A 19,407-nucleotide genomic window follows, 5' to 3' on the forward strand; every position below is an offset into this window, starting at 1 on the left:
GTTCGGCGACGAAGGAGACCCGGTCGGGGTCGCGGTGAGCGTGTTGTGCGGCCTCGATCATCAGGGTTCGGATCGCGTAGTGGCAGCAGAGGTGGCCCCAGATTTCCTGCTTGACCAGGTCCGGGGCCTTGGACCGCATCACCATGCGCTGGGCGCGCTGATGCGCTTTCAACTCATCGAACACAGACTCGATCTCCCACCGTTCTGAGTACACGGTCGCGAGCTCTTCCGCAGATGCCTCACCCGGATCAAGGATCGTTGTCAGCAACCGGTAGCCATCGGGATTGTCGCGGCCGTCGTCGATCGTGTAGTCCACGACCCGCACGGTCAACGGTGCTGTCGACTGCCGCCCCGGGAAGCCACGGTCGGCCAGGACCAGCATGCCCGGCCCGAAGCGCCCGGCGAGCTCCCGTGAGAGTTCAATTTCCGACGTCCTGCATGGGCCTATCGCCGCATCCAGAATCGTATGCGTCCCGCACTCGGCCAACGCCACCAGGCGCGCCTGTGGGAAGGCAGATTGCTCGCCACGGCTGACTGGCGGCCGGCCAAAGAACTCTGCATTCACCACGCTGTCGGCCAGATCCAGAATCGTTCCGTCGATGGACATCAAACGCCGCCCAGCCAACCACGAACCCGGCGTGTCCGGCCCGGCCAGGGGCCGCGCGACTCGGGCAAACAGATCCCGCACCGATTCAAATCCGAGCCGTCGACGCGCCTGGAAAATAGCCGACTTCGACGGCGGCATATAAGCGGCGCCCGCGAAGAACGCCTTGTCGCCGACCTTCGCGCGCAACGCGTGCAGGTCGGCCGCTCCCCGCAGGTAGACCGGAGCCGCGAAGAGATCATCGCGACCTGGGTCTGCGATGTTGAGCGTCCAGCCGTTGTTCGCGTCCAGGTATGACACCGCGTCGGCAAACTGCGCAGGCATCGTCGCAGTGCCTTGATGCTCGGCCCGCAGCCATTCGACGTAGGTGGCCCAGCCTTCGTTCAGCCAGATGTCCTTCCAGTCAGATGGCGTCACCGAATCGCCGAACCATTGGTGCCCGAGTTCAGGGACCACTGACTATCGGGAGACCGCGCGGGCCCGTATGGGTGGCCAGGGTGAAGTCACCGACCGTCGCCGTCGACAGGTAACTGGACATCGGGTCCGTCGCCTGCGATGACCAGGTGGTCCACCCGGCTTTGGTCCGTGGCGGGCCGGCCGCCAGACCGTTCGCAACGGCCGCCTTTCCAGCCGGCACCGTGATGTGGAACGAATACGTGGCCTTATCGTGCGGGTCGTCGTTCACGGGATACCAGGTCGAGGCGCCATCGGGTTCGTTGACCACGATCGCGCCATCCGCAGTCGTGACCCATCCATAGAGGGCGCCGGTCGTGTCGAGCGGCCGCCCGGTGCTTCCCCCGTACTCGACGATGATCGTTGTGGACTGTCCCTCCGTGAGCTTCGGCAGCAGACCGACGGTGAGCCCGTGCGCCGCCGCCTTGCCGTCCACCCGGACCGACGTGACGTCGAGACCGCGCAAATCGAAGTTGAGCGACGGCAGGTTCTGCTTCGCGCGGAGTGTGATGGTCGCGACGCCGCTGAGGCGTCCTACCAGTACCGCGGGGTCCCTCGGTGGCGCGTGACGAAGGGCGAGGTCGTAGTGCAGCACGTCGTAGCCGCCGTTGCACTATCAGGCGCGAGCCCTCATGCGGCGTCGGACGAAGCCGAGGATGATGGTGGGCAGCATTCCGACGCCGACCGCAAGCAGGAGGCCGAGAACCAGGAGAAGCGAAGTACGTGCTTGCGCGATCAGCGGTGCCCTCTCCTGTCTGACCCGATCGAGGGGGTACTCGATCATCTTGGACACGGACTGGACGACCGACGAACTGCTGCTCCTCGACAGTTGTTCGAAGGCGGCGTCGAAGCCCTGCGGGCTTCCTGGTGCACCGAGTTCGCCGGCAACCACCGTGGTCGTCGCGCCATCGAGAATCGAGGTCTTCACAACGAGGCCGTGCTTGGTCGTTACGAACCCTTTCGCCGACAGGGCGGAGGTGGTGGCACCTTGCGAGTATCCATAGACCTCGAAGATTGCAGCGGCATCGATCTCCTCGACGCCATCTTTCAGCTCGACGGCAACCCTCGGTCGCCCCCAAGGGAAAGCCGTGTTCATGAGAATGGCAGCGTCTTCGAACCCAAAGACTTTGACGGGCATCGCCGTCGGACCATCTAGTTTCCAGCCTGGGTAGCCGACGGATTCGCCGACCCGGTTGGCTTCCGCATCACCGGCCATGTCGGCGATGACTTTGAGTGAGCCCGGGATGCTGGAGGTCACGCCACCGGTAGTCGTTACTCGGCCGTCTTGGACGTAGCGCTGTCCGGTGACCCAGGAAACCTCGGGGTTCGAAGTTCTGAGCGCGGCGATTCGGGACCAATGGGACGTCGCGCGAAGCCCATCGAGAACTCCGGAGGCGGCGAGCAGCCGGGAGCCCGCACAAATGCCGAGGATGCGAGCGCCCGCGTTGTACTGGTTGACGATGAACTCGCGCGCCGCGGCCTCCTCGGGCCCCGACGGACTGTTCACGGCCGGCACCACGACCAGGTCAGGCGTGGGTGCAGCACCAGCCGCCACCTCACCAAAAGTGTGGGTCGGCACGACCCACATGCCACCGTCGACGACCGCCGGGGCGGCGGAGGCGGCAATCGTGTAGACGAAGAAGTCGGGTGAACTGGCCAGAACGTCATATGGCGCGAGAACGTCGGCGGTGTCGGATCCGGACCGGCCGAGAATGACCGCAACGACGAACTGCCCGTGGAGCGGCACGGCGCCAGGCTGAGGGGGTGGCGCCCCGATGCTCGCCGCGGAGGCAGTCTCAGCGCTCGATTGGGACAACCCGGTGACCGCTATGGCGGCGAAGGCGGTAATAGTGAGGGTAGTGGCGAGTGTGATGCTGCCGACTCGGCGGGCGATTTTTGACACGACGATCTCCTGGTGAGCGGGGGGTTAGCGGGTGAGACGGGAAAGGAAGTCGGAGATTATCCGAGCGAACGCCGGGGACTGCGTCCAATGCAAGTAGTGGCTTCCTTCGAGCACGTTGAGTTCGTGCGTCGTGACGTTCTCGAGTTCGGCCTCGTGGTTCGGCAACCATTGGGGCATCGTCCGAACGCTGTCGCTCGAGAGGATCTCGAGCACCGGCAGGTCCGAGGCGAACGGCTGCATCGCGGTTTTGGTCGAGTTGGCGCCGATGCGGCTCCATTCGTCGGAGACCGACGCGTTGACGTAGTTCCAGTTGGTCATCACGGCGATGCGGTGCCGCTCCTCCGCCGTATAGGCAGACCCTGGAGGCTGAACCAGGTCGGGTGCGATCGTCGTGACCACGCGGAAGAGCCCGGTCGCGGCCTGCATGCTCTCGACGGTCGAGGGTGCGCCCTCATCAAGAGACGACGACAGGGCGGCGGTAGGGTCGACGCCAACGATCGCCATCACCTCGTCCGGGTAGGCGTTCGCGTAGTAGCGGGCGTAGATGCCGCCGATTGAATGGCCGACCAGGATCACCGGCTCGTCCACCCGAAGCTTGGCCAGGACCTCGTGCAGCTCGCGGGTGATGTTCTCGATGGTGCGATCACTGACGTTCAGGTCACTGTAGCCGTAGCCGAAGCCCTCGACCACGATGACGTTGAACGCGTTCAGCTGGCGGATGAGCGGGGCGAAGTCGATTGCCGGTGCCGGCGTCCCATACCCGCTCAGGAGCACCATCGTCGGCCCGGTCCCGCCGTTGCGGTAGACATTGATGTCGCCGGCGTCGATGGCGACCTTCTTCCCATACGGCACGAGGTCGGCGTGTTCCGAGGTGTTCAGTGCCACATTGACGGTCGTCGAGACGGCCGTGAGAGCCAGGACAACAGCGAGGCCGATGCCGGCGGCGCGTGCGATTCTGGGGAAGTTCATATCAGGCTCCATCGGATTCGGGAGGTAAGGGGGTCGCGGATTCGCCGCGCCGACGTGCGTGTTTGCGGGTATGACTTCACGGTAGGGTTCGGTTGTCGGCCCACCTAGGACACGCTGTTGACGATCTCGGCCACGGAGGAAGACAGTGAGCGAACTACGCATCGTGATCGTCGGGTTCCCGTCCGTGCAGATCCTCGACGTGACCGGGCCCCTTGAGGTGTTTTCCACCGCCTCACGATTCCTGCCGATCGCTCGGTACGCCACGGAACTCGTGAGCACCGATGGCGGGCCGGTGCTATCGACGAGCGGCCTCGAGTTCGCGACGGGACCGATCGATGCAGTGGTCGGAAACATCGACACTCTCGTGGTCGCCGGGGGCCGGGATATGGAGGAAGCTGCGGGCGATCCGAGGCTGGTCGACAGCATTCGGCGGCTGGCGTTGGTGTCGCGGCGGGTCGCATCCGTGTGCTCAGGCGCGTTTCTACTCGCTGCCGCGGGCCTTCTGGACGGTCGCCGCGCGACCACCCACTGGGCCGAGTGCGAGGTGCTTGGGCGGGCCTACCCGGAGGTCATGGTCGACCCCGATGCCATCTATGTGCAGGACGGCAACGTCTGGACCTCGGCCGGCGTCACGGCCGGAATCGACTTGGCCTTGGCGTTGGTTGCCGATGACCATGGCCGCAAGGCCGCTGCGACCGTAGCGCGGCGCCTTGTCGTGTACCTCCGCCGTTCGGGCGGCCAGGCGCAGTTCTCAGCGCTGCTGGCCGCACAGTCCGCGAACGACGAGCCCATCCGTGACGTGTTGGCCTGGCTCCCTGACAACCTGACCGCCGATCTCTCCATCTCTGGTATGGCCACTCGCGCCCACCTCTCGGAGCGCCAGTTCAGTCGGGTATTCAAGTCCGAGGTAGGCATCACGCCGGCCGAGCATGTGGAGGCGGTGCGGATGGAGGCAGCGTGCAGTCTTCTCGAGACGACGATGCTGACAGTGGAGGAGATCGCGCGAGCATGCGGATTCGGCACCCCTGAAACCATGAATCGAGCGTTCCGGCGCCGCCTCAACACCACCCCGACCAACCATCGAGATCACTTCGGGTCCGACTGACCGTGCCAAGTCTCCGCGATTGACCGAGTGATCATTGACCGAGTGATCAATGTAGAGTCGGAGCATCGCTTCTCCCTCGCACGCCCCCACGAAAGCCGCAGCATGAACCTCCTCGCACCTCAGAAGACGCGCGCGACCGTGCTTCGCACCGTCTTCAGGATGACGCTGGGAGCCTTCCTCCTTCTCGCCGGCATCAGTCATCTCACCGTGAACCGGGAGGCGTTCCTCGCCCAGGTGCCCACCTGGGTGCCGATGGCGGGGGACTTCGTCGTCCTGGCCTCAGGCGTCGTCGAGATCGTCCTCGGCGCTTCCCTACTCGCCCTGGGCAGGTACCGGGTGCAGGTCGGCTGGATCGTGGCGGTCTTCTTCGTTGCCATCTTCCCCGGCAATATCTCGCAGCTGGCGACGCATACCGATTCCTTCGGGCTGAACACCGACCTCGAGCGCAGCGTGCGGCTGCTGTTCCAGCCCGTGCTGATGCTGTGGGCGCTCTGGTCCTCTGGCGCCTGGCTGGCGTGGCGCCGGTATCGCGCCGCCCGGCGTACCGAGGGAGACGGCTGATCGATGGGCGGCCCCAAGAAGCCCGAACAGGAGCGCTGCGACGCGATCCTCGCCGCGGCGTACGAGATCGCCCTCGGCGAGGGTCTCGATGCCGTCACCGCGCGCCGGGTGGCCACCGCGGCCGGCATCTCCACGGGCCTCGTGTTCTTCCACTTCCAGTCGAAAGACGGTCTGCTGGAGGCGCTGCTCGGCGTACTGCTCGACGGCACGCTCGACGCCCTGTCCGACTCCGGCCTGGCCCGGCTGGAACCGTGGGACCGCCTCGAGCGGATGATCCGGGTCGAGCTGGAGCGCCTGGTCGAGTACCACGATGCGGTCGAACTGATCTTCGCGTTCTACTTCTCCCGACGTGACGACCTGTTCCGCGCCCGCATCGAATCGAGCTTCGGGCGCTACCTCGCGGCGTTCTTGCCGGTCTGTCGTGAGGTCGCCACCGGGACCCGCGTCCAGGGTGACGAACTCGCGGAGACGGTGGTCGCTCTGGTCCAGGGTGCCTCGATCCAGGCGATCCGATCCTGGGCTCAGAGGCTCAGAGGCTCAGAGGCTCAGAGACTCAGAGACTCAGAGGCCCTGGGCCAGCCGGTAGTACGCCTGGTTCCAGCGGATCCCGTGTTCGAAGCTCCGGAGGTCTGTCGTCGCATCGATGACGAGAAGCTCCGTCTTCGCGATGTCGGCGAAGTCGGTGAACGCTTCGAGGCCGACCGCGGTCGACATCACGGTGTGGTGCGCCGCACCAGCGGTGAGCCACGCGGCCGCCGAGACCGCGAAGGACGGTTCCGGCTTCCAGACGGCGCGGCCGACCGGCAGCTTCGGCAGGGGAGCGGTGGGCTCGACCACCTCGACGACGTTGGCGACGAGGCGGAACCTGTCGCGCATGTCACTCATCGCAACCACGACGGCGGGTCCAGGATCTGCCGTGAATACGAGGCGCACGGGGTCTTCCCGGCCGCCGATGCCGAGCGGGTGGATCTCGAGCGTCGGCTTCGCGGTTGTCAGGCTCGGGCTGACCTCGAGCATGTGGGCACCCAGGATGACTTCCGCTCCGGGGGTCAGGTCGTAGGTGTAGTCCTCCATCAGGGAGGCGCCGCCGGGGAGCCCGGAGCCCATGACGTTGGCGGCGTGCACGAGGATTGCCGTCTTCCAGTCGCCTTCGGCGCCGAAGCCGTAGCCGTCGGCCATCAGGCGCTGCACGGCGAGTCCGGGGAGCTGGCGGAGGGCTCCGAGGTCTTCGAAGCTCGTGGTGAACGCGCCGAATCCGCCCGCTTCCAGGAAGGACCGGAGGCCGATTTCGATCGCGGCACCGTAGCGCAGCGACTCGTGACGCTCGGCGCCCGCCCGTAGCTCAGGAGCGACGTCATAGAGTTCCTCGTACTCGGCGACGAGGGCGTCGATCTGGTCCTCCGTGGCCTGGGCGACGGCCTCCGCGAGTTCGTTGACGCCCCACGTGTTGACCTGCACGCCGAACCGCAGCTCTGCCTCGGTCTTGTCACCCTCGGTGACCGCGACGTAACGCATGTTGTCGCCGAACCGGGCGAGCTTGAGGCTCTTGGTCGCAGCCCAGCCGGCGGCGGCACGGGTCCAGGTGCCGATCTGCGCGGTGACAGCGGGGCTCGTGGCGTGGCCGACGACCGTCTTCCTGGCGACGCCGAGGCGAGTCTGGATGTAACCGAACTCCCGGTCGCCGTGCGCGGCCTGGTTCAGGTTCATGAAGTCCATGTCGATGTCCGCCCACGGCAGTTCGACGTTCGCCTGGGTGTGGAAGTGCAGCAGGGGCTTCTGGAGGGCGTCGAGCCCGGAGATCCACATCTTCGCGGGAGAGAACGTGTGCATCCATGCGATCAAGCCGATCACGTTGTCGGCGGCATTCGCCTCGAGGATCGCGCGCTTGATCGACTCCGAATCCTTCAGCACCGGCTTCCACACGATCGTGATCGGAATGTCGGATGCTGCCGCGAGCGTGTCCGAAATGGCGCGCGACTGCTCCGCCACCTGTCGAAGGGTCTCCTCGCCGTAGAGGTTCTGGCTGCCGGTGAGGAACCAGACCTCGTAGGAGGTCAGGTCGGGAGTGATGCGGTTGCTCATAGGGTGATTTCCTTCAGTGAGAGTGCGTCAACGGCGGTACGTTCGACGGCGAGGCCGGCGGAATAGCGTGCAAGGTAGGTGGTGAATCCGGCGACGTCTGTCGGATCCGGCTGGGTAGTGTCGAACGCGGTGTTCGCGAAGACCTGTTCGTCGAGGTAGTCGTCGAGGCTCTGGCCGTGCTCGGCGGCCCGCAGGTAGGACGCCAGCACCGCGATGCCCCAGGCGCCGCCTTCCGAGGCCGTTTCGGTCACGGTGACGGGGGTGCCGAGCGCCCCGGCGAGGAATCGCTGCGCGACCCCTGCGGTGCGGAACATGCCGCCGTGGGCGAACATCTCCTCGATCACGACGCCCTCGTCGGCAAGGACGCGCATCCCGAGGCTGAGCGTGCCGAAAACGCCGTAGAGCTGGGCCCGCATGAAGTTCGCGAGCGTCAGCCGGCTGTCCGGCGTGCGCACGACGAGGGGTCTGCCCTCGCTGAGGCCGGCGATCGGCTCGCCCGCCAGGTGATTGTAGGCCAACAGCCCACCGGCGTCCGCCTCGCCCTCGAGTGCTTCGCGGAACAGCGCGTCGAACACGACATCGCTGGCGAGCGGCTGGCCGGCGACCGCGGCGAACCGGGCGAAGAGGCCGACCCAGGTCGCGAGTTCGCTCGCACCGTTGTTGCAGTGGACCATCGCGACGGGGTCCCCGGCGGGAGTCGTGACAACGTCGAGCTCGTGGTGCACATTCTCGAGCGGTCGTTCGAGCACGACCATGGCGAAGATACTCGTGCCCGCACTGACATTGCCCGAGCGGGGGGCGACAGATCGGGTCGCGACCATTCCCGTTCCGGCGTCACCCTCGGGCGGGCAGAGGGCCGCGCCGGGCTTGAGCGTGCCGGTCGGGTCGAGAAGCCGGGCACCCTGTTCGGTCAGGGCCCCTGCGGGCTGACCCGCCACAAGCACCTCCGGCAACAGGTCGACGATGCCTGATCCGGGCGTGCCGGCCGCGGAGAGCCCGTCGTATCGCGCCACCAGCTCGGCATCGTAGGTCTTCGTGAGCGCGTCGATCGGGAACATGCCCGATGCGTCGCCGACTCCCAGGACTTTCCGACCCGTGAGCCGCCAGTGCACATAACCGGCAAGGGTGGTGAGAAAGGCGATCTCGGGGACGTGCGGTTCGTCGTCGAGGACCGCCTGACGGAGATGTGCAATGGACCAGCGCAGCGGGATGTTCACGCCGAACAGGTCGGTGAGTTCCGCGGCAGCAGGGCCGGTCGTCGTGTTCCGCCAGGTTCTGAAGGGCGCGAGGAGGTCGCCGGCCGCATCGAACGCGAGGTATCCGTGCATCATGGCCGAGACGCCGATCGCCGCGAAGCCGTCCGGGCGTAAGCCGTAGCGTGATTCGGCATTGTCGATGAGGTCGGCGTAGGCCGCCTGCAAGCCAGACCACACGTTCTCGAGCGAATAGGTCCAGACCTGTCCGACGAACTCGTTGTCCCACTCGTGACTGCCGACCGCGATCACCTGGGACGGGTCGTCGCCGATCAGGCACGCCTTGATCCGGGTCGACCCCAGTTCGATCCCGAGCGAGAGGCGCCCCGCACGGAGGTCGTCTCGTGCGGAATCGCCGGGGGAAACGGTACTCGATGTCGACACAAGACTCCTTTGACTTACGCATGTGATCGATCACATTGGCGATCATATGCAGTCTACGACATCGGCATCCCGTATGTCGACCGTCAGCATTCGGGTCGCGGCCGCTCCGGCGGGGCTCCGGTGGACGCCCGCTCGATGAGCTCAGGGTCGACGGCAGGACGCACGTCAGCTTCTCCGAGGAGAAGGGCCACGGCGCGCCGTCCGGCTTCGGCCAGGTCCTGCCGAACGGTCGTCAGCGCGGGCTGGTAGTACGCGGCCTCGGGAACGTCATCGAAGCCGACGATGCTGAGATCCCCCGGCACGGTCATCCCCAGGGAGACCGCGGCGCTCAGGGCGCCGAGCGCCATCTGGTCGTTACCGGAGAAAATGGCCGTCACGCCCTGTTCGATCAGCGCACGGGCGGCACGATGACCTGACGCGGCGCTCCAGTCGCCGATCTCTACGAATCGCGGATCCAGCTGGCGCGATCGAAGCTCCTCCTGGAAACCGGTCAGGCGCTGTTGCGCGTCGAGCCATTCTGGCGGGCCGGCGATGTGGCCCACGCGCTGATGGCCGAGATCCATGAGATGCGAGGTGGCCAGCCGGGCCCCCCGGATCTGGTCCAGCATCCCGCCATGCAGCCCGCTCCCCGCTGCCGTCTGCAGCGTCACATATGGCACCGGGATCGTCAGGCCTTCGAGAGCGACGAGCACCTGGGTCTGCGGGGCCACCACGATCAGCCCCTCGGCAGAGAGGTCGGCCAGATGGCTGAGTGCGTCATCCACTGATCTTCGGTCGAGTCCGTCCGCGTTCGCGATCGTCACGCTGTAGCCGCGACTGCGTGCTGCTGCCCCGATGGCGGCGACGATGGTCGCGGGGCCGTACTCTCCACTCGAGGTCGACAGTATTCCGATCAGGCGCGATCGACTCGAGGACAACGCGCGGGCGGCCGCGTTCGGCCGGTAGTTCAGCTCCCGAATGGCATCGAGCACCTTCTGTCGCGTGGCTGCGCGAAGGCTGGGGTGATCATTCAGGACACGGGAGACCGTCTGGTGGGACACTCCAGCGACCCTGGCCACATCGAACACACTGGCGGCACGAGGTCTGGCATCCTCGTTGTCTCGATCTGCGCCCATGGTCTGATTATCGCCGTGCGTGGGGGTTGCGCTGGTCACGGGGCCGCCATTCTCCGCCCGGATGACCAGGTCAGGGCTCGCCCAGGCAGAGGTGTACAGTTCGGCGAGTTGGCCACAGCGGTGAAAGGTACGGATATGACGATCAATTTCGGCGCTCGCGGACACGACGTGACGTGGGCGTCAACTCCCGAGGCGCTGGCGCGTGGCCTGGCGGGATACGGGGTGCACAACGTGCAACTGGCCCTGGGCCGGTCCTTCCCCGAACTGAATGGCGCACGCGCTGTCAACCCCGGCCTGGGCGCTTACTTCCGCCGCGTGATGGCCGCCCAGGGCGTGGATATCGCCGTGCTGGGCTGCTACGACAACATCATTCATCCGGATGCCGATCGCAGGGAGGCGATCCTGCGGAAGTTCGAGGCCTATCTGCTCAACGCTCGGCATTTTGGTGCCCCGATGGTGGCGACCGAGACGGGGAGCGTCAATGCGGAGGGTTTTGCCTATACCCGGGCAAACTTCACGGATGAGGCGTACCGGGAGGCCGCAGCGGTGATTCGGCGGCTCGCGGAATTCGGCGAACGCGTGGGGACCATCGTCGCCATTGAGCCGGGCATTAACCACCCGATCTATAACCTCGATCGGGTCGAGCAACTCCTCGACGACGTCGACTCACCCTTCCTCGGCATCGTGTTCGACGCCACGGCGTTGCTCGACCCGAACGAGCCCGTCGATCTTGCGGCATTGACGAGCGACGCCTTTGAACGGTTCGGGGGACGCATCGTCGCGGCCCACCTCGACGACTACCGCCTCTCGGACGGTCGCGTCGTCCGCTGCGACATCGACGACGGGGTCCTCCCGGTCGCCCAGATTCTGGCCACGATCAGCGCGCACGCTCCCTGTCTCGCCGTCATCATGGAGGAAACCGTCAACGACGCGATTGCCAGGACCGTGGATCGCTACACGGAATCGGGATTCTCGAAGTGAATGCCTTCGGGGTTGCGACTCCGGCGGATGAATTCCTTGCTCGTCATGCCGAACTCATCCTTGAAGCAGCGGAGGAAGTGCGTGTACGACGAGAACCCGGCGATCCGATAGACGTCCAGGGCGTTCCCGTGCGTGCTCAGGAGGTCTTTGCTGTGCAGCAGTCGCTTCTTGAGCGTGTACTGGTGGAAATTGAGTCCGGTGTTCGTCTTGAACTGGCGTGACAGGTAGTACTTACTGATGAAGAACCTGCCCGCGACGGCATCGAGTGACAGATCCTCGTCCAGGTTGTCGGCGACGTAGCCCATGACCGCCGAGATGAGGGCCGACACGGGAAGGTCGTGGGGAACGACGGCGTTCTCGGAGCCGAAGACCGCCTTGTTGAGGTCGATCAGGAACTCGATCAGCCGGTTCTCTCGGACGAGGTCCGCGCCGAAGCCCTCCTGATCGGGCTCGTCCAGGTGAGAAATCTGTTCGCGCAACCAGTCGGCATCCACACTGATGACCTGGCTGGTCGGGGTGCCGTCCTTGGCGAACAGGAGGTTGAGGTTGGTGCTGTCTGAGGAACGGCTCGTGAGGAACTCCTCGCGAATGTGGATGTACGCACGTTCGTAGTACTCGCTGGACTGCCTGACGATGTTGTGCAGGTCGTTCCTCCGCACGAAGGTCACGGTTCCCGGTTCCGTGGAGTACTCGGTTCCGCCGAGCCGGAAGACACCCGTGCCGCGCAGTACGCAATTGATCTCGTGGAAGTCGTGATAGTGCAGGTTTGCGTGCTCACGGACGGCATTGTCGACGTGGTACAGCTCGAAATGCCCGGAGACCATCGTGTTCACGATCACTGCGCGGCGAGGCTCCATCGGCGCCTCCTCTCCGAGAGCTCAGGCGACAGTCTGGCACGCAGCCTCCGCTGCAAGAAACGGCAGTTTTTGAGCAACGGTCGACACCACGGGGCCTATATCGACGGATTCCGGGGTTGTAACGTTTCAAATACAAGGAATCAAAGAAGATTGTGAAGAGAAACCATGCATCTAGACACTGCCGTCAGCAGAGAGCAGATCGTTCAAAAGATCGATGCCATGATCTCCAACCTGACCACAATCAGGGACGAGTCAGGTAAGTTTTTACTCCATTTCAGTGATGTCGTCGTCGACGACAAGAGCTGGAATGTCTGGAATTGGCCCCAGGGTGTCGGTCTCTACGGGATCTACAAGAACTACCGGATCACCGGAAATTCCCTGGCAGCGGATGTCGTCCGCGAGTGGTTCGATACCGCGCTCGCCGCGGGCGCTCCGCCGAAAAACGTCAACACGATGGCACCGCTGCTCGCCATGGCCTGCCTGTATGAGGACACCAAGGACAGCAGGTACATCCCGTACCTCAACCAGTGGGCGCAATGGGCCATGCACGACATGCCGCGCACTCACGGTGGTGGCATGCAGCACATGACCTATGCCGGGCCGAACTCTCAGCAGCTCTGGGACGACACCTTGATGATGACGGTGCTGCCCCTCGCGAAGATCGGTCGCCTCCTGGATCGGCCGGAATACATCGAGGAAGCCAAGTACCAGTTCCTCATCCATGCCCAGTACCTCTTGGACAAGAAGACGGGCCTCTGGTTCCACGGCTGGTCGTTCGAGCGCCGTGACAACTACGCAGACGCGCTCTGGGCACGTGGCAACTGCTGGATCACCATCGCCATTCCGGAACTCATCGGCACCCTGGGACTCAAGCCCGGAGACCCGATCCGGGACTGGTTGCTCGAAATTCTGAACAGCCAGGTCTCCGCACTCGCGGAGCTGCAGGACGAGTCCGGCATGTGGCACACGCTGCTCGATGACCCGACCTCCTACCTCGAGTCGTCCGCGACCGCCGGTATCGCATACGGGCTGCTCAAAGCGGTACATGAGCGCTACATCGACAAGAGCTATGCGGCCGTGGCGGAGAAGGCCGTCGCCGCACTGTACGACCGGATCACCGACGAGGGCGAAGTCCAGAACGTCTCGGTCGGAACCGGAATGGGTGACGACCTGGACTTCTACAAGAACATCGACCAGACGGCGATGCCGTACGGCCAATCGCTCACGGTGCTGTGCTTCGCCGAATATCTCGTCTCCTTCTGCTGAGACGACCATGCCTTCCACGAAAAGAGTAAGAAAATGACCGAAAAGTTTGACATGGAGAGCTTCTCCCTGAGCGGCAAAGTCGCCCTGATCACCGGCGCCAGCTACGGCATCGGACTGGCAATCGCCTCGGCGTATGCGGTGGCGGGCGCCCGGATCGTCTTCAACGATCGCGACCAGGCGGCCGTCGACCGGGGACTCGCCGCCTACAAGGAAGCCGGGATCGAGGCTCACGGATATGTCGCGGACGTCACTGACGAAGACGCGATCGTTGCGATGGTCAAGCAGATCGAGGACGAGGTCGGCACCATCGACATCCTCGTCAACAACGCCGGCATCATCAAGCGCGTCCCGATGCTCGAGATGAGCGTCGCCGACTTCCGTCAGGTGATCGACGTCGACCTCAACGGGCCGTTCATCGTCGCCAAGGCCGTGCTGCCGGGAATGATCAAGAACGGCCACGGAAAGATCATCAACATGTGCTCGATGATGTCGGAACTCGGGCGCGAAACCGTGTCGGCTTACGCCGCAGCCAAGGGTGGCCTGAAGATGCTCACCCGCAACATCTGCTCCGAATTCGCCGAGGCCAACATCCAGTGCAACGCCATCGGCCCTGGCTACATCGCAACGCCGCAGACGGCCCCGCTCCGTGAACTCCAGGACGATGGCTCCCGGCATCCCTTCGACCAGTTCATCATCGCGAGGACCCCGGCCGCGCGCTGGGGGACCCCCAGGGACCTGATGGGGCCGGCAGTGTTCCTGGCCTCCGACGCGAGCGACTTCGTCAACGGCCTGGTCCTCTATGTCGACGGCGGCATCCTCGCCTACATCGGGAAAACCCCTCAGTAACGCGGGACTGCCCGCACCACATCGTGAGCACCATCAATGAAAAAGGTCGAAGAACCAATGAAGATTGCTTTGATAAACGAGAACTCCCAGGCTTCCAAGAACGCCATCATCTACAAGGCGCTCAAGGATGTGGCCGACGAGAAAGGCCACGAGTCCTTTAACTACGGGATGACCGGGAAAGAGGGCGAGAGCCGGCTGACCTACGTTCAGAACGGTCTCCTCGCCTCGATCCTGTTGGGCACGAAGGCCGTGGACTTTGTCGTCACCGGCTGCGGCACCGGCGTGGGGGCCATGCTCGCCTGCAACAGCTTCCCCGGCGTGGTCTGCGGCATCGCCATCGAACCGACGGATGCCTACCTCTTTTCCCAGATCAACGGAGGCAACGCGCTCTCCATCCCTTATGCGAAGGGCTTCGGCTGGGGGGCCGAGCTCAACCTCACGCTCATCTTCGAGCGCCTGTTCGCCGAGCCGATGGGTGGCGGGTACCCCAAGGAACGGGTGGTCCCTGAGCAGCGCAATGCACGCATCCTCAACGAGGTGAAGGCGGTCGTGTACAAGCCCCTCATCCAGGTGCTCAAGGAAATCGATCAGGACTTCCTGAAGGAAACCATCGCCACCGAGAACTTCACGGAGTATTTCATCGCAAACGCCGAACCGGGGGAGGTGCGCGACTACATCCTCGCGCCACTCGCCTGACCGGCGAACTGCACTCTGCACCACGAACGATCACACTAGAACCACTTATCAAGGAAGATCAAGGGTTTCGTCATGAGCGAAAACACGGCAACGTCACAGAGGACGCCGTCGAACGACAAACAGGTTTCATCCCGCAATCTCAAGCGCGCCGCCTTCAGTGGGTGGATCGGAAGCGCACTGGAGTACTACGACTTCACGTTGTACTCCCAAGCAGCAGCACTCGTGTTCCCGACGGTGTTCTTCCCCACCGCGAGCCCGGCCGTCGCCATCGTCGCCTCGCTGGCGACGTACGGCGTCGGCTATGTCGCGCGGCCCATCGGCGCCATTGTCCTGGGCAACCTGGCCGACCGCCACGGGCGGAAGCATGTCCTCGTCATCGCCATGATGATGATGGGCCTGGCCACGCTCCTCGTGGGCGTTCTGCCGACGTACTCCCAGGTCGGCATTCTCGCGCCGATCCTGCTGGTGGTGCTCCGGCTCGTCCAGGGCTTCGCCGTCGCCGGGGAGCTGGGCGCCTCCAACGCCCTCATCGTCGAGCACTCGCCCGATGCCAAGCGGGGCTTCTTCGCAAGCTTCAGCCTGCAGGGGTCCCAGATCGGCAGCATCCTCGCCCTCGCCTTCATGCTTCCGCTGGCATCCGCGCTCCCCGCCGAGGCCTTCCAGAGCTGGGGATGGCGGATTCCGTTCCTGCTCAGCGCGGTCGTCATCCTCGCCGGCTACTTGATTCGCCGCAACATCGAAGAGCCGCCCGCCTACCTGAAGCAGTCCCAGGTCAAGGAGTTCAAGACCCCGGCGATCGAACTGTTCCGTCGCTACCCGCGCATGCTCCTCATCTGCGTCATCAGCACGCTCGCCAACGTGATCGGCACCGCGACCCTGGTCTTCGGTGTCACCTACGGCAAGCAGGAGAGTTACGGAGTCGGCTTCACGACGAGTGAGTTCCTGTGGATCATCCTCATCATCAACACGGTCTCTGCCCTGACGATCCCGCTGTTCGGGAAGCTCTCCGACGTCTTCGGCAGGAAGGCGCTCATGATCACCGGCGCCCTCGGCGGCGGCCTCACCTCGATCCCGTTCCTCTTCGCGGTGCAGGAAAAGAACTTCGCCATGGTGCTCATCCTCGGCGTGCTCGCCATGTCGATTTTCTTCCAGATGTGGAACGCCACATTCGCCACGGCCTACCAGGAGCAGTTCCCCACCCGGCTGCGCGTCACCGGCTTCGCCGTCTCGCAGAACGTCGGCCTGATGCTTGCCGCGTTCGCGCCGGCGATCTTCACCCTGATGGCTCCTCCCGGAACGAGCAACATCCCGATCGTGATCGGCATCACCACACTCGTGGTCACCGTGATCGCGGCGGGTGCCACCCTGTTCCTCTGCAACGGATCCGGCGAGAGCCTGGCCGAGTAACGGGCACGACAAAGCCCCCTGCCTCCCGCATTTGACCGGGAGGCAGGGGGCTTTGTCGTGCGCTGCACCCGGGGCTCGCCGCACGACGAGGGAAACAGTGCCACTTTGCTGCGCTGCGTCCACACGCGCAGGTTCCTGGCGTCGAGCGACCATGACCATCCAAGAGAACGCGGAGATTGTCTCTGCCGCAGAGCCCACCCCCGCCGTCTTTGGTTCAGAAGCCCGACTCAATACGAAGGAGAAGGTCGCCTACGGATTCGGCGACCTGGGCAGCGGGTTCATGTTCGACCTGGGTCAGGCCTACCTGACCAAGTTCTGGATCGACACCGCGGGCATCGGCCCGGCGGTCGTCGCCCTGATCTTCGTGCTCGTGAAACTCTTCGACGCCGTCATGGACCCGCTCGCCGCGATCTTCATCGACAGCCGCAAGATCGGCAAGCGCGGCAAGTTCCGCCCGGTGATGATGGTCAGCGCGATCCTCCTCGCGGTCATGACCGTCGTCACCTTCACCATGGTCTCATTCGTGCTCTGCTACCGGGGCACCAAGGAGAATGTCGTCATCAACCGGGCAGCGAGCTCGGGGAAGAACGGCATCAAGGATTACGCCAGGGCAGTTCTCACCAATCGCCCGCTGCTCGGCCTCGTGCTGATGTCCCTCTTCACGATCTCGTCGATGAACGTCAACAACATGATGATGATCTTCTTCGCCCAGTACAACCTCGGGAACCTCGCACTCCAGGCCGTACTGAACCTCGTCATGATCGGTGCCTCCATCGTCGGCATCATGTTCATCCCGAGGCTCGTCATGCGCTTCGGCAAGAAGCGCACCGTGATGGGCAGCTTCATCATCGCGATCGTCGCCAACGGGCTGGACTTCATCATCCCGACCAACCTGTGGACGTTCATGATCCTCGTCACCATCGGCTCCGCCGCACTGGCCATCCCGAACGGCATCACCTGGGCGTTCGTCTCCGACACGATCGACTACGGCGAATGGCACACCGGGGTGCGCAAGGAGGGCGTGACCTCTGCCGCCTTCAGCTTCTCTCGCAAGCTCGCCCAGTCCCGCGCCGCGGTGGTCGGTGCCGGCATGCTCGCCGTCACCGGATATGTGGCCAAGGCCACCAGCCAGTCGGGCGAGACGCTCGAAGGTATCAAGGCGGTCATGACGCTGTATCCGGCCCTCGCACTGGTCATCGCCGCCATCATCATCTACTTCATCTACACCGTGTCCGACGATAAGTACCGCAGGATCGCCAACGACCTCGACGAACGCCGCTGGGAACACGGCATCATCGGTGAGAGCACGAGCTCAACCAGTGCCAAGTAGCGCAGTACCCAGTAGCGCGGTACTAAGTCGCGAGCGTCAAGCGGCGCAGTACCAAGTAGCGAGCGTCTAGCGGCGCAGTACCAAGTCGGGCTGTACCCAGCATCACCGTACCCAGCATCACCGCACCCAGGGGCGTCCGCAGGCACCAGCCCGCTGGCGCCTCTTCGGCTGCGCTGCTGACTAGAACGGGCTTGGGTTGTCGGGGTTGTCGGGGTCGTTGGGTTCGGGGTCGAGGGTCCAGACATCCACGAACGGAACCCGCGGTTTCGGTGCGGGTTTGGGTTTCCGGGGTGGCCTCATGTCGGCGGAGGGTTCCACGATGTAGCGGTACCCGGCCGGGGACGTCCACTCGATCCGACCATCGCCCAGGTGTCTCGGTGTCCATCTTTTGTAGCTCTTGACCGCGTGGTGATACGGGCAGAGGTGGGCGAGGTTCATCGCGTTGGTTTCGCCGCCGTGCTGCCACTCGACGCTGTGGTCCACGTCGGAGCGTTTCGCCGAGCGGCGGCAGCCGGGGAAGGTGCAGGTTTCATCGCGCACCTCGAGCCACTTCTTGAGCGCGGCGGGGACCTTGTAGGTGTCCCGTCCCATCGAGAGCACGACCCCGGTCTCCGGGTGGGTGAGCAGCCGGGTGAAGCTCGGCGCCCCCGCCGCGAGACGCCGTGCCGTGTCGGGGTCGATGGGTCCGTACCCGGCCGGATACCCGGGTTCCTCGCTCGTGCCCAGCAGGGTCAGGACCGGGACGGTGACGTTGACCTGCGCGGCCACCCCGGCACCCAGTCCGTCCGGGGTGACCCCGCTGAGCAGCACGTCGGTGAGCACGTCTGCAGCCAGCTGGGTCAGGGTGCGGGTTTCCTCCGGGCCCTGCAGGCAGAGCGCCGTGTCGAGGGTGCGGTGGTAGGCGGCCTGCACCTTCTCCGCGTCCCCGGTCACATACAACGACGCCATCCCGTCGTTGAGGGCCTGGAAGACCACGTGCCGGTCTTCGACGCTCTTCTGGTGCCTCGCGGTGATGGTTTCCGGGTGGGTGCGTTCCCGCACCCGCCGGGCCCGGTCGGACAGCTTCGCCACGGTGAGGACTTCCGCGACGGGCACCAGGACGTCTTCGAACACGGCGCGGGCCCGGGCGGCCGCTTCCGGGTCGTCTCCCATGCGGATGCCCCAGGCCTGGTCCATGATCACTTGAGCGTGCCGGTAACTGATCGCCCCGATGGCGAGGGCGTCCCGGGTTGCGGGGAGGTCTTCGGCGAGGGTGCGGCTGGCTTCGATCAGGGTCTCCGCCGTGCGCCGCGGCAGCCGGAGCAGGGCCCCGACCTCGCAGGTGAACTCCTCCTTGGTGGCCTCCTCCGGCGACCACGGCGGGCGCGGCCCGCCGGCCTGCTCGGCGGCCTCCGCCCGGGCCCGGCCCGCATCGGCCAGCACCCGTTGCGCGGTATAGATCGCGGCGGCCCGGCGAGCGGTGGCCCGGTTGATTTCCCGGTCTGCTTCCCGGATCGCGTCATAGAAATCGGCGAGGGACGGCTCCACCAGGCCGAGGTGCTGGGCGTTGAGGCTGCTGTCGGGAGGGACATCAGGAGGGATGGCGGGAGGGTTCT

Annotated in this window: 16 protein-coding genes and 3 pseudogenes; 9 read left to right on the plus strand and 10 right to left on the minus strand. The window is 64.9% G+C overall.

The features are described from left to right. The 5 genes and pseudogenes from QN357_RS09985 to QN357_RS10005 all read right to left on the minus strand — a co-directional run. Positions 1-748: pseudogene (locus QN357_RS09985) on the minus strand (transposase); the annotation flags it as partial. A gap of 63 nt (positions 749-811) precedes the next feature. Then, positions 812-1,060 (minus strand): annotated as a pseudogene (locus QN357_RS09990) (M1 family aminopeptidase); the annotation flags it as partial. Next, a complete protein-coding gene (locus QN357_RS09995; protein WP_322136634.1) occupies positions 1,050-1,652 on the minus strand; it encodes a hypothetical protein in 603 nt (200 codons plus the stop codon). The gene QN357_RS09995 and the pseudogene QN357_RS09990, both read right to left, overlap by 11 nt. A 21-nt stretch (positions 1,653-1,673) precedes the next feature. Next, a complete protein-coding gene (locus QN357_RS10000; protein WP_322136633.1) occupies positions 1,674-2,804 on the minus strand; it encodes a DJ-1/PfpI family protein in 1,131 nt (376 codons plus the stop codon). A gap of 180 nt (positions 2,805-2,984) precedes the next feature. After that, positions 2,985-3,929: an alpha/beta hydrolase gene (locus QN357_RS10005; protein WP_322136632.1), complete on the minus strand. Its 945-nt coding sequence runs from the start codon at positions 3,927-3,929 to the stop codon at positions 2,985-2,987. 145 nt (positions 3,930-4,074) lie between these two features. Here QN357_RS10005 and QN357_RS10010 point away from each other — a divergent pair, with 145 nt between their 5' ends. From QN357_RS10010 to QN357_RS19575, 3 genes and pseudogenes are all read left to right on the plus strand, one after another. Continuing rightward, the gene (locus tag QN357_RS10010; RefSeq protein WP_322189255.1) at positions 4,075-5,034 is read left to right on the plus strand and encodes a GlxA family transcriptional regulator; all 960 of its coding nucleotides are present in this window, start codon (positions 4,075-4,077) and stop codon (positions 5,032-5,034) included. Between the two features lie 102 nt (positions 5,035-5,136). Further along, the gene (locus tag QN357_RS10015) at positions 5,137-5,595 is read left to right on the plus strand and encodes a hypothetical protein (RefSeq protein WP_322136630.1); all 459 of its coding nucleotides are present in this window, start codon (positions 5,137-5,139) and stop codon (positions 5,593-5,595) included. Between the two features lie 3 nt (positions 5,596-5,598). Then, positions 5,599-5,769 (plus strand): annotated as a pseudogene (locus tag QN357_RS19575) (TetR family transcriptional regulator); the annotation flags it as partial. A 387-nt stretch (positions 5,770-6,156) separates the two neighbouring features. On the opposite strand, the gene araA reads toward QN357_RS19575, so the two are convergent. The 3 genes from araA to QN357_RS10030 all read right to left on the minus strand — a co-directional run bounded on the left by araA (position 6,157) and on the right by QN357_RS10030 (position 10,594). After that, positions 6,157-7,677 (minus strand): L-arabinose isomerase, encoded by a 1,521-nt coding sequence (gene araA, locus QN357_RS10020; RefSeq protein ID WP_322136628.1) that lies wholly within the window; start codon positions 7,675-7,677, stop codon positions 6,157-6,159. Beyond that, entirely contained in the window at positions 7,674-9,314 is a 1,641-nt protein-coding gene (locus QN357_RS10025; protein ID WP_322189257.1) for a xylulokinase, read from the minus strand. Before QN357_RS10025 ends, araA begins: the two co-directional genes overlap by 4 nt. Before the next feature lie 83 nt (positions 9,315-9,397). Further along, complete coding sequence (locus QN357_RS10030; protein ID WP_322140600.1) at positions 9,398-10,594, minus strand: LacI family DNA-binding transcriptional regulator; 1,197 nt, start codon at positions 10,592-10,594, stop codon at positions 9,398-9,400. Between QN357_RS10030 and QN357_RS10035 the strand changes: the two genes are divergently transcribed. After that, positions 10,565-11,410, plus strand: coding sequence for a sugar phosphate isomerase/epimerase (locus tag QN357_RS10035; protein ID WP_322136624.1), 846 nt, complete (start codon positions 10,565-10,567; stop codon positions 11,408-11,410). The genes QN357_RS10030 and QN357_RS10035 overlap by 30 nt on opposite strands. Here the strand turns inward: QN357_RS10035 and QN357_RS10040 are convergent. Next, positions 11,383-12,267, minus strand: coding sequence for an AraC family transcriptional regulator (locus tag QN357_RS10040; RefSeq protein WP_322136623.1), 885 nt, complete (start codon positions 12,265-12,267; stop codon positions 11,383-11,385). The two genes, QN357_RS10035 and QN357_RS10040, sit on opposite strands and share 28 nt — an antisense overlap. Positions 12,268-12,432: 165 nt before the next feature. Here QN357_RS10040 and QN357_RS10045 point away from each other — a divergent pair, with 165 nt between their 5' ends. The 5 genes from QN357_RS10045 (at position 12,433) to QN357_RS10065 (ending at position 17,812) form a co-directional block, all read left to right on the plus strand. After that, positions 12,433-13,533: a glycoside hydrolase family 88/105 protein gene (locus QN357_RS10045; protein ID WP_322140601.1), complete on the plus strand. Its 1,101-nt coding sequence runs from the start codon at positions 12,433-12,435 to the stop codon at positions 13,531-13,533. Between the two features lie 33 nt (positions 13,534-13,566). Further along, a complete protein-coding gene (locus QN357_RS10050; protein ID WP_322189259.1) occupies positions 13,567-14,379 on the plus strand; it encodes a gluconate 5-dehydrogenase in 813 nt (270 codons plus the stop codon). A 36-nt stretch (positions 14,380-14,415) separates the two neighbouring features. Continuing rightward, positions 14,416-15,075 carry an RpiB/LacA/LacB family sugar-phosphate isomerase gene (locus QN357_RS10055; RefSeq protein WP_322140602.1) on the plus strand — a complete coding sequence of 220 codons (660 nt, stop codon included), beginning with the start codon at positions 14,416-14,418 and terminating at the stop codon, positions 15,073-15,075. Between the two features lie 72 nt (positions 15,076-15,147). Beyond that, positions 15,148-16,482, plus strand: a complete 1,335-nt coding sequence (locus tag QN357_RS10060) for an MFS transporter (protein WP_323504847.1) — start codon at positions 15,148-15,150, stop codon at positions 16,480-16,482. Between the two features lie 151 nt (positions 16,483-16,633). Further along, a complete protein-coding gene (locus QN357_RS10065) occupies positions 16,634-17,812 on the plus strand; it encodes an MFS transporter (RefSeq protein WP_322136617.1) in 1,179 nt (392 codons plus the stop codon). Between the two features lie 180 nt (positions 17,813-17,992). Here the strand turns inward: QN357_RS10065 and QN357_RS10070 are convergent. Then, the coding region (locus tag QN357_RS10070; protein ID WP_323504848.1) for an HNH endonuclease signature motif containing protein at positions 17,993-19,407 on the minus strand (1,415 nt) is incomplete at its 5' end.

Origin of the sequence: Cryobacterium sp. RTC2.1, from assembly GCF_035018685.1 — a bacterium.
GTDB classification, from domain to species: Bacteria; Actinomycetota; Actinomycetes; order Actinomycetales; family Microbacteriaceae; genus Cryobacterium; species Cryobacterium glucosi.